Annotated in this window: 7 protein-coding genes; 3 read left to right on the top strand and 4 right to left on the bottom strand. The window is 43.7% G+C overall.

What is annotated here, in order from left to right; all coding sequences use genetic code 11:
• Positions 1–11: 11 nt before the first annotated feature.
• The 3 genes from carB to dapB all read right to left on the bottom strand — a co-directional run bounded on the left by carB (position 12) and on the right by dapB (position 5,393).
• Positions 12–3,230 carry a carbamoyl-phosphate synthase large subunit gene (gene carB / locus MHN32_RS12590; protein WP_039495519.1) on the bottom strand — a complete coding sequence of 1,073 codons (3,219 nt, stop codon included), beginning with the start codon at positions 3,228–3,230 and terminating at the stop codon, positions 12–14.
• Positions 3,231–3,246: 16 nt separating this feature from the next.
• Positions 3,247–4,383, bottom strand: coding sequence for a glutamine-hydrolyzing carbamoyl-phosphate synthase small subunit (gene carA, locus MHN32_RS12595; protein ID WP_045962293.1), 1,137 nt, complete (start codon positions 4,381–4,383; stop codon positions 3,247–3,249).
• A 206-nt stretch (positions 4,384–4,589) separates the two neighbouring features.
• On the bottom strand, positions 4,590–5,393 hold the full coding sequence (gene dapB / locus MHN32_RS12600) for a 4-hydroxy-tetrahydrodipicolinate reductase (protein WP_239421859.1): 804 nt from the start codon (positions 5,391–5,393) through the stop codon (positions 4,590–4,592).
• Positions 5,394–5,827: 434 nt separating this feature from the next.
• Between dapB and MHN32_RS12605 the strand changes: the two genes are divergently transcribed.
• Positions 5,828–7,141 carry a Na+/H+ antiporter NhaC family protein gene (locus MHN32_RS12605; RefSeq protein ID WP_239361244.1) on the top strand — a complete coding sequence of 438 codons (1,314 nt, stop codon included), beginning with the start codon at positions 5,828–5,830 and terminating at the stop codon, positions 7,139–7,141.
• Positions 7,142–7,214: 73 nt separating this feature from the next.
• Positions 7,215–7,994, top strand: a complete 780-nt coding sequence (locus MHN32_RS12610) for a nucleoside-binding protein (RefSeq protein WP_239421860.1) — start codon at positions 7,215–7,217, stop codon at positions 7,992–7,994.
• Positions 7,995–8,134: 140 nt separating this feature from the next.
• Here MHN32_RS12610 and MHN32_RS12615 read toward each other — a convergent pair whose 3' ends face one another.
• Positions 8,135–9,154 carry a tetratricopeptide repeat protein gene (locus tag MHN32_RS12615; RefSeq protein ID WP_174169064.1) on the bottom strand — a complete coding sequence of 340 codons (1,020 nt, stop codon included), beginning with the start codon at positions 9,152–9,154 and terminating at the stop codon, positions 8,135–8,137.
• Between the two features lie 193 nt (positions 9,155–9,347).
• On the opposite strand from MHN32_RS12615, the gene MHN32_RS12620 reads away from it, so the two are divergent.
• Positions 9,348–10,886, top strand: coding sequence for an adenylyltransferase/cytidyltransferase family protein (locus MHN32_RS12620; protein ID WP_239421862.1), 1,539 nt, complete (start codon positions 9,348–9,350; stop codon positions 10,884–10,886).
• Positions 10,887–11,222 lie beyond the last annotated feature (336 nt).

The raw sequence follows: 11,222 nt of genomic DNA on the forward strand, positions 1-11,222 counted from the left end.
CTTTGTTCTTTTTAGTTCAAACGCTGGTGTAGTTCTTGAACAGAGTTTACAGAACTTCTGTCGTCAGCTTCATTCGCTGTACAGTTTGCAAACGCTGCATTTAGCGTAGTGGTGTAGTTAGTCTTATGCTGAAGTGCACCACGACGTAACACCTTCGAGTCCTCAATAGCTTGGCGACCTTCGGTAGTATTAACGATATAGCTGTACTCACCATTCTTGATACGGTCAAGAATATGAGGACGGCCTTCGAATACTTTGTTTACGCGACGTACTTCAATACCCGCTTCTTCAAGCGCTTTCGCCGTACCATTCGTTGCATCTAACTCAAAACCAATTGCTTTCATTGTCTTAGCTAGTTCAACTACGCGTGCCTTATCACCATTACGCACAGATAGTAGCGCGCGGCCGCCACGTGGTAAAGTGTTTGATGCACCTAATTGGGCTTTTGCGAATGCTTCGGCGAAGTTTTCACCAACCCCCATCACTTCACCCGTCGAGCGCATCTCTGGACCACGCATTGGGTCAACACCTGGGAACTTAGCGAATGGCAATACCACTTCTTTTACACTGTAATATGGAGGGATAACTTCCTTCGTTACACCTTGGCTTTCAAGAGACTGGCCAACCATACAACGTGCAGCAACCTTTGCAAGTGCAACGCCTGTTGCTTTTGAAACAAATGGTACTGTACGAGCAGCGCGCGGGTTAACTTCAATCAGGTAAACTTGACCATCTTTCACCGCGAACTGGGTATTCATCAGGCCAACAACACCTAGCTCCAGCGCCATATCACGGACTTGCTTACGCATCACGTCTTGAATATCTTGCGGCAGTGTGTGTGCTGGTAATGAACAAGCCGAGTCACCCGAGTGAACACCCGCCTGCTCGATGTGTTCCATAATACCGCCGATGATAACGTTCTCACCGTCACAGATAGCATCTACGTCTACTTCAATTGCATCATCTAAGAAACGGTCAAGTAGTACTGGAGCTTCATTAGAAACAGACACCGCTTCTGTCATGTAGCGACGTAAGTCGTCTTCATCGTACACGATTTCCATTGCACGACCACCAAGTACGTATGATGGACGAACAACCAGTGGGAAGCCAATTTCTTGTGATTTAGCAACCGCTTCTTCTAGTGACGTTACTGTTGCGTTTTCTGGTTGTAGTAGGTTTAGACGCTCTACAAGCTGTTGGAAGCGCTCACGGTCTTCTGCGCGGTCGATAGCGTCAGGAGAAGTACCAATTACTGGTACACCATTCGCTTCAAGATCTCGGGCCAATTTAAGTGGAGTTTGACCACCGTACTGAACGATCACACCTTTTGGCTTTTCAACACGGACAATTTCTAGCACGTCTTCAAGTGTAATTGGCTCGAAGAATAAGCGGTCAGACGTATCGTAGTCTGTTGAAACTGTCTCTGGGTTACAGTTAACCATGATAGTTTCATAGCCATCTTCACGCATCGCAAGGGCTGCGTGTACACAGCAGTAATCGAATTCGATACCTTGACCGATACGGTTAGGACCGCCACCGATAACCATGATTTTGTCTTTGTCAGAAGGATTCGCTTCACATTCTTCATCATACGTTGAGTACATGTAAGCGGTGTCTGAGCTAAACTCTGCAGCACATGTGTCTACGCGCTTGTAAACTGGCAGAATTTCAAGCTGGTGACGCTTCTTGCGAATTTCTTTTTCTGATACGCCTGCGATTTCGGCAATGCGAGCATCTGAGAAACCTTTACGCTTCAAGCGGCGCAGGAAGTCTTTGTTTAGACCTGCCATGCCCACTTCAGCGATTGTCGCTTCATCTTTTAAGATGTCTTCGATTTGAACTAGGTACCAAGGGTCAACTTTAGTGAGTTCAAATACCTCTTCAACAGACATACCGTGACGCATCGCATCAGCAATGTACCAAATACGCTCAGCACCTGGCTCGCGTAATTCACGGATGATCGTTTCTTTTGCGTTTGGCGCGTCTAGTGCAACGATTGGGTTCAGACCCGTTGCACCCACTTCTAGGCCTCGTAGTGCTTTTTGTAATGATTCTTGTTGGTTACGACCAATTGCCATTACCTCACCAACCGACTTCATTTGCGTAGTTAGACGGTCGTTTGAACCTGCGAATTTTTCGAAGTTAAAACGAGGGATCTTAGTCACTACGTAGTCGATTGACGGCTCAAATGATGCTGGAGTTGCACCACCTGTGATGTCGTTTTGAAGCTCATCAAGCGTATAACCTACGGCAAGCTTGGCAGCGATTTTAGCGATGGGGAATCCCGTTGCTTTTGACGCAAGTGCAGAAGAACGCGATACACGCGGGTTCATCTCGATGATAACCATACGGCCATCAACAGGATTTACACCAAACTGAACGTTTGAACCACCAGTTTCAACACCAATTTCACGAAGTACCGCCATCGAGGCGTTACGCATGATTTGATATTCTTTATCCGTTAGCGTTTGTGCTGGTGCAACTGTGATTGAGTCACCAGTGTGTACGCCCATTGGGTCGAAGTTTTCGATTGAACATACGATGATACAGTTGTCGTTTTTATCACGAACCACTTCCATCTCATATTCTTTCCAGCCTAATAGGCTTTCATCGATAAGCAGCTCATTTGTTGGTGATAGGTCAAGACCACGAGTACAAATCTCGTCAAACTCTTCCATGTTATACGCAACACCACCACCGGTGCCGCCCATCGTGAATGAAGGACGAATAATACATGGGAACCCGATACGAGTTAAGATATCGTGCGCTTCATCCATTGAGTGTGCAATTTCAGCACGAGGACATTCTAAGCCAATATTTTTCATCGCCGCGTCAAAACGCTCGCGGTTTTCCGCTTTATCGATTGCATCTGCAGTCGCACCAATTAGCTCAACGCCATGTTTAGCAAGCACACCGTGCTTATCTAGGTCTAGCGCACAGTTAAGAGCTGTTTGGCCACCCATAGTAGGCAGCACCGCATCAGGCTTTTCTTTTTCGATGATCTTTTCTACCACTTCCCAGTGAATAGGCTCGATGTAAGTTGCATCCGCCATTTCAGGATCAGTCATGATAGTCGCAGGGTTAGAGTTTACAAGAATAACTCTATAGCCTTCTTCTCTAAGCGCTTTACAGGCCTGAGCACCAGAGTAATCGAATTCACATGCTTGGCCGATAACGATTGGGCCTGCGCCCAAAATCAGAATGCTTTTTATGTCGGTACGTTTTGGCATTATTACTCCGGTCTAATTAAGCGTTGCGAGATTGCATTAATTCAATGAAATGGTCGAATAGCGGTGCCGCATCATGTGGACCAGGACTTGCTTCAGGGTGACCTTGGAAGCTAAACGCTGGCTTATCAGTACGGTGAATACCTTGCAGTGTGCCATCGAACAGTGACTTGTGCGTTGCACGTAGCGTATCAGGAAGCGTTGCTTCATCAGCAGCAAAACCGTGGTTTTGTGCAGTGATCATCACGACATCACGATCTAAGTCTTTAACCGGGTGGTTACCACCATGGTGACCAAACTTCATTTTTACTGTTTTCGCACCAGAAGCGAGTGCTAATAACTGATGGCCTAAACAAATACCAAAAATAGGTGTATCTGTTTCTAAAAATGCTTTGATTGCTTCAATGGCATAAGTACATGGCTCAGGGTCGCCAGGGCCATTTGATAGGAAGATACCATCAGGGTTTAATGCAAGTACGTCAGCAGCGGAGGTTTCTGCTGGAACAACGGTTAACTTACAGCCTCTATCAACTAACATTCTAAGAATGTTCTTTTTCACACCAAAATCGTACGCAACAACATGGAATTTTTCTTCTTCAGCAGAAAGCGTTTTAAAGCCCTCGCCTAGAGTCCAGCTTGATTCACGCCATTCAAACTGAGATTCTGTTGTTACTACTTTTGCTAAATCCATCCCTTTCAAGCCAGGGAATGCTTGCGCCGCTTCTAGCGCTTTTTGCTCGTCTACTTCCTCACCTGCGATAATACAGCCATTTTGGGCGCCTTTATCACGTAAAATTCGAGTTAGTTTACGAGTATCAATATCTGCGATCCCTAAGATATTGCGTTCTTTCAAGTAATCACTCAATGATTGTTCGTTACGGAAATTACTCGCAAGCAGTGGTAAGTCACGGATCACTAGGCCTTTTGCCCAGATCTTGTCCGCTTCCTCATCTTCGCTGTTAGTACCGGTGTTGCCGATATGTGGGTAAGTAAGCGTAACGATTTGTTCCGCGTATGAAGGATCCGTTAAGATCTCTTGATACCCCGTCATTGACGTATTGAATACCACCTCACCGACTGACATACCGTCAGCACCGATAGCAGTACCGCGAAACACCGTGCCGTCTTCAAGGACTAACAGAGCGGATTTAGTCAAGTTAACCTCCTAATAGTAAAAAACGGGCGAAAGCAAAACGCTCAACATCCCGTCTACAAAGCGCTTGGTAACACGCAGTTATTAAAATTTTGGCAAATTCGTTATAGTCTACAGCATGAATGCCTTTTCGTCTAATACAAATCACAAAAATTATAAAAACAAGCCATTAAACTCTTTTTTTGCTTTAAAGCCTCAAAATGTTATACTTACTTCTTTAAATCTAGCACATCTTGCATATCATAAAGGCCTGCTGGTTTATCTTTTAGCCACTGCGCAGCCCTTACAGCACCTGATGCAAAGGTCAATCTCGACGCTGCTTTATGTGTTAATTCAAGCCTTTCCCCCATTGTCGAGAAGTAAGCTGTATGTTCACCTACTATATCTCCCGCTCTAAGGACCGAATAACCGATTTCTTGTTGAGATTTCGCTTCATGGCTCTGACTTCGGTCGTAAACCGCAACCTCATCATGTTGCCAGCCTTTTGCTTCTGCAATCGCCTCTCCGATAGCGAGCGCAGTACCTGAGGGCGCGTCGATTTTGTTGCGATGGTGTGCTTCGAAAATTTCAATATCCATCTCGTCAGCCAGCTTTTGTGCGGCTGTTTGTACTAAGTTAAGTAGCAGGTTAATACCAACGCTATAGTTGCGAGAAAACACAATTGGGATATCTTTTGCGGCTTCCACCAACAGCGCCATTTCACTTCCTGTCAGTCCAGTAGTACCGATCACCATCGGTTTTTTAGCGGCAATTGCAGCTGATAAATGCTGCTTCATGCCCTCTGGCAAAGTGAAGTCTATTAATACGTCAACATTTTCAAGCTTACTTTGCTCGGAGCTAAAACAGATATTTGCGTCTGCTTGAGGCTGCAATTGATTAACTGCTTTATCAAGATATTGTGAATTATCTCGTACAAAAGCGTTGGCCAGCTCTACTTGTTGTGACAAATAACAGGCTTCAATCAATGCTAACCCCATTCTGCCATTCGCACCGTAAATACCTATTCTTGTCATACGTTACCCTTTTTATTTGCGATGTTGATTATCCACAAGGCAGCAACGATGGCTAACCGGATAATAGAAATGTGTTTTTGCGGGAGTAGAGTTTACCGTATCTGTGTGTCATAGTCAGTTAAGTTGAAAATAATAAAACATTAGACTTTAGACGTCTAAACATATAAACTGCCGCGCTCGCTCACCTATTGAAGTTGAGAGATTTTCATCTTATACCAATTGCATTAAGTAAATGGGCTATTTTGAAGCGGAGAAATAGCTTTAGTAGCTAGGCAAAAATTTTGCTATTTAGTTGTTCTAAATGAGAAATTTTTAACGACGCTAATATGCTAACTCACCCTTCAAATTGGTTGGAGAATTAATACAATTGGTATTAGGTGTGTTGTGCGGTTTTACAGCTGGCTATTGGCTGTGCTTTATTGTTGGGGAGTGCTATGCAACCAAATTACAATCAAACAAAGGCAAAACTATCATTATTGCCGCTGTTGACCTTTGTAGGAATTTTTCTTGGCGCAGGATTGTATTTGCAATCGCAAGGCGTTGACTATGCGTTTTATCAATTAAAGGCTCCTGTTGCGATTTTACCAGCCATCGTTCTCGCTTTTTTACTTAATAAAGATACCATCAACCGCAGTGTCGAAACTTTTATTCAAGGCGCAGGACACAGCAATATCATCACCATGTGCCTCATCTATTTATTAGCAGGTGCTTTTTCTGCGGTTGCAAGTGCCACCGGCGGTGTTGACGCTGTAGTTAACGCCGGTTTATCACTTATTCCTCCGGCATTTTTATTACCCGGCTTGTTCCTTATTTCTGCTGTCGTCTCTACTGCAATGGGAACCTCCATGGGCACAATTGGTGCAATTGGACCTATTGCTGTTGCCGTCGCGATGAAAACCGGAATTGATCCGGCACTGATGGCTGGTACCATCGTTTCGGGGGCAATGTTTGGCGATAACTTATCTATTATTTCCGATACCACAATTGCAGCAACGCGAACGCAAGGCTGTGAAATGAAAGATAAATTTAGAGAGAATCTAAAGATAGCCCTACCAGCTGCACTGCTGACTGTTTTACTCTTGGTGTTTTTAACTCCAGAGCCGCAGGTTGTAGAAACCAAGCCGTTTGATTGGTTATTAGTTTTACCATACGCATTTATTTTGGTCTTGGCGGTGATTGGTATCAATGTTTTTGTTGTGCTCTTTAGTGGTATCGTTTTTGCTGGCTGTATGGGTTTTGCCGGTGACTATCAAGGCGCTGCGTTCTTAAACGATATCTATAAAGGCTTTAGTGATATGCAGGAGATTTTCTTGCTGTCGATGTTCATTGGTGGTTTATCTGAGTTTATTCGTATCAATGGCGGCCTAGATTTTTTAGCCAAACAGATCCAAAAAATTACCAGCATTATCGCAAAATGGCACCGTCAAGTTGCAGATCAACTCGGCATTGCTGCACTCGTGCTAACAAGTAACTTGTGTATCGCAAATAACACGGTAAGTATCATAGTTGCAGGCCCTGTCGCTAAAAAACTGGCTGACGATGGAAAGATCTCAGCTAAACGTTCAGCAAGCTTATTAGATATTTTCGCTTGTGTTATGCAAGGCTCTTTACCCTATGGTGCACAAGCGCTGCTACTCGGGGCCACGTTTAAAATCAGCCCTTGGGATGTATCTAGCTCTTCTTATTACTGTTTCATTTTGGCTTTCACCGCCATTACCGTTATCTGCCTAAGAAGAAATAAAGCATAATTTATTCGGTTTACGCGCCCAACTTTGGGCGCTTTTGTTATACTTTCATTTTTAACGCTATCCGAATTAATAAATGAAAATCAACACGCTCATCATTTCCTCCTCACTCGCTTTTAGCACATTTGGTTATGCTGCTGATTGGAGTACAACGCAACTACATATAAACCACGGTGATTTCAAAAACCCGTTTAGCAGAAGCGAAGCAACGGCAACGGTTTACTCATTACAACATGCGTCTGGATATCGCTACGGCGATAATTTCTTCTTTATCGATTACAGCAAAGATAACCTTAGTGATGGATACCAAGACGGTGACTTTTATGGAGAGTGGTATTCAAGCTTGTCGATGTCAAAGGTTGCTGGCTTTAAGTCTTCTTTCGACGCCATAGCTGACGTTAGCTTAACGATGGGTTTCAATGCAGCCGGAGACGCTAAGGTGATGAAATACTTGCCTGGTGTCAAAGTAAATTGGAATTTTGACGGGTTCAATTTTTTCTCTTCTACATTCACACTTTATCAAGACGATAGCCAAGGTATTAGTCATGGCGGTGCGCCTAAAGAAAGTGATAGCTGGATGATAGATCTCGCTTGGGGTTACCCCTTTACAATTGGCGAGCAGAAGTTCTATCTCACAGGTCACGTAGAATATATTGGCGAGCGAGAAAACGAGTTGGGTAATGACGTAAAAGGCTGGTTGCTCGCGCAGCCAATTCTACAATGGGATCTAGGCAACGCGGTAGGTATGCCTGACAATCAGTTAATGTTAGGGGTTGAATGGCAATATTGGCGTAACAAACTTGGCACAGATACCAATGAATCTGCTCCCCAGCTACATCTAGCGTGGACTTTCTAACTCTGAACTCGCTTTTGACCTTTGATTTTACTCTGTGATGGTTGAGTCAAAGGTACTCATTATTATCAGCCCCCCACCTGATACATCTACTTATTCAAAGTATAAAGAGCTGTGCTGTGGTAATAGTTTTTTGTGATGGATTAGTGTTCACACCAAGATAGCGCAACTTCCGGTAGCGAAGTATCCGTCGATACACTGGCGGCCACTTTTTGCTGCTCAGATAACAGCGCATTATAAGATGCAATCAACTCTGGGAGCTGTAATGTATAAACATATTTCTCCATATTGCTGCCGTAATCACTTTGGAGCAATATGGGTAAAGTCGAAATAAGAAACTCTACTTGATCTGCATTTGGCTGTATGCCATTTCTACTTTTTTGAAAAATTAGCTCCTGCCAAGTAAACACAATAGATAATTCTTTATCCTCTACCGCACTTAGCTGAGTTTTCACTGTATTCATATAGCGCCTATAGTTTTTCCACTGATTGGCAAGCAGGTAAACATTTAATAAATTTAACCCTGTATAACTCGCTTCGTATGCTTGCTCTGCTTTTTGATGATAGAGGAAAGCTTGCCTATATAGTCTTGCAGCATGCTGATACTTACTCATATCAAAATAAACATTAGCTAAGTTATTGTTAAGTGCCGCTTCCAGTTGTTCATCCTTCACCTCAGACAATGTCGGCGCTAAAATATTGATTGCTTCTTCTAACTGCCCTGTTGTTCGATATAAAACGGCAAGATTATTAACGATAAGTGGCCTTTGCTCGTGAGTTGAGTACTTAAGTGCACATTCATAGTTTTTTTGCGCAAGCGCAGGCTTACCGATCCGGCGATAATAAATCGCGAGGTAATTTGCAATTTGCCCCTTTTCGGACTGCAAATACGCAAGCCACTCAGTATTGTCGGAAAATAGCGCTACTATTTCACGAATTCTGACCGTATCGTTTGTTTTAATTGCAGCTTCTAAACCGGCGCGATGTAACTCATAGATACCTTTAGAAGGCTGTTCTGGAAGTTTGGGTAACGCTGCTTCATATACTCGAGTTGCTTGTGTTGGGTTAGAGATGTTTAAATCTTGAATAACCTGCAATGTCTTAAACAATTCATCAGGGGCGAGTACTGTCAGAGAAGAAACTATAATTAAAATTGGTAGCACTTTCGCTCTCCGATTTCCTGATTTAAAGTAATCATAGTGAAGCTTCCGCTGGTTGGCAAAATGCCTGAGCGTGCAGCAGTATAAAATTGCTAGCGACTTCACATTAAACACATCAAATCCATTAAAGTGGGTTATCAAAACATGGACTCTGTGACTACAAAAACTAAAAGCAGCACAACAAGGTATTTAATCGATGCAGAAAGACACAGTAATTAAACAGTCACAACTTAATAGAAAGATGACACAGGCCATCGAGTATTTTACTTCAGGCCAAGATCAAGCAGCAGAGCAAGCATTTCAGCAACTATATCAACAGCAGCCCACCCAGCAGGTCATTTTATATCTCGCACAATTGGCACAGCGTAGACAAGCCGGGAGTGAATGGATTGAACAACTTGAAGCACTGCTACATAAACACCCAGATGTACCAGATAGCTATTATATTCTCGCTCGCAGTTATCAACAAAACAGACAACTACCACTCGCCGCTCAAACCTTCTATCAAGCACTAGGATGGCGCTTGCAGCATGACGCAATGACAAACATTGCAGCAGTTCAATCATCCGAAGTATCAATACATGAAAGCGCGGGCTCAACTAAACTAACTCCCGAAAGCGCATTACACCTATTACTACAAACATTGTCATCCTTAAAAAATGCGGGATTTTATGCTTTTCCTACGGCTGGTACTTTGCTTGGGTTAGAGCGTGAAGGTCAGCTCTTAGAAAATGATAAAGATGTTGATATTGGTATCGACTGGTCTCACATGAAAAGCGCAATCGAACATTTACAGCATCTTGGCTGGCACGAAGAAGCGCAATCCTATGGACTTATAAACCCTCGGTGTTTTCGCCACCAATCAGGCTTAGTGCTTGACCTTTGCGGTTATGCCACAGAGCAAAGCACTGGAGACACCATATCAGGTTTATGGATGCAAGACGTACCTTTTACTTGGAATAGAGTGACGCGCTTCTCTGCTATTCAAGTTGTGAGCATCAGCTCACCTGCGGGAGAAATTTGTTATCCCCAGTATCCAGAGCAAATCTTACAAGCATTATATGGGCTGGATTGGAAAATACCTGACACAAATTTTGATACCATCGTCTGCGCCCCGAATATTATGCAAGATTCCTACTTATATTACTGTTATGCCTACTCTCACCTCTACACTGAGTGGAAAAAAGGCAACTTCAAAAAAATGCATGCCATGCTTAAGGTGCTATTACAATTCAAACCTCATGACCGTCTTTTAAAAAATCTTATGCAGTTCGTACAGAAGCAGATGAAATCTCAACAGCCGTGCCGTGTATTAGCGCTTGGTTATTTTGATCTGCTTCACCCTGGTCACTTAACGTATTTGTCGTTAGCGAAATCACACGGAGATTACTTAGTTGTTGGGGTCGCACCGGATGCATTTGCGTTAAAGAGTAAGGGACGAGCGCCAATTATGGATCAAGACGAGCGCTTAAGTATTATTAAGTCATTAGCATGCGTAGATAAAGCGGTTTTAGTCGGTGCACCAATGGCTGATACTGAGCGAGCAGCGCACTGGATCGCACAACAAAGAGTAAACCTTGTGATCTGCGGTGATGAATGGCAACACACGCCCCGCTGGCAGGCATTGGAAGCCGCTTTAGCACCACAAAATATTCAGGTTGTTTATATCCCTTATACCCAAGGAATTTCTAGCACTCAAATTAAAGAAAGAATACAAAACTTCAATGAGAGTTAACGCTGTGTATCTGCTGGGAGCGAGTGTTGAAACTGGTTTTAATGTACATGTTTTTTGCCGGAACTTCATTTCAAGCCATCGGCGGGTAAACCGCCTCCCCCCATGTTGCACTGTGCTGATACTGTGGTAGGAGCGAGTTCACCTCGCGATGTGTTGATTGGCTTGCGAGGTTTTATATCTCAAATTTCTATACCCCAAACAGCAAAAAACCCGCTGCATTACTGCAACGGGTTTCTCTATTTGGCCCTGGCGATGTTCTACTTTCACATGGGTAATCCACACTATCATCGACGCTGTTTTGTTTCACTTCTGAGTTCGGCATGGGGTCAGGTGGGT

It is taken from the genome of Pseudoalteromonas sp. Of11M-6, from assembly GCF_022347905.1.
Taxonomy (GTDB): domain Bacteria; phylum Pseudomonadota; class Gammaproteobacteria; order Enterobacterales; family Alteromonadaceae; genus Pseudoalteromonas.